Here is a 257-nt window from a genome sequence, read left to right as displayed (position 1 = left end):
CCGTTGATGACAGTGATTTCCTCACTGCCGGGCTCGCCTTCCACAACGCCGTAAAGGGGATCAGAATCAACTACAAACCGGGCGATACGCATGGGCCCAAGCCTACCGTCACGGCCTAGCTTCGAAGGTATTCCAGCTGCGCCGCGACAGAGGTCTCAGCGGCCCACCTGACCGAAGGGTCGACGTCGGCGTACACCACGTCCGTCACTTGGGCGATGGTTGCGTCCTGGCCCACCTGCTCCAGGGCCGCCCTGATC

The 257-nt window shown here is 62.6% G+C and carries 1 protein-coding gene and 1 pseudogene; both read right to left on the bottom strand.

Going from position 1 to position 257, the window contains the following annotated elements:
* Window positions 1–92 (bottom strand): Rv2993c-like domain-containing protein (locus ACPYOG_RS19945; RefSeq protein WP_481295844.1); only part of this gene is annotated, 92 nt, incomplete at its 3' end.
* Between the two features lie 23 nt (window positions 93–115).
* A pseudogene (locus ACPYOG_RS19940) lies at window positions 116–257 on the bottom strand (MBL fold metallo-hydrolase); the annotation flags it as partial.

This window comes from Leifsonia sp. HAY1-4F, from assembly GCF_056755275.1.
The sequence above is the reverse complement of the archived record's forward strand: the minus strand, read 5'-3'. Positions and strand labels throughout refer to the sequence as shown.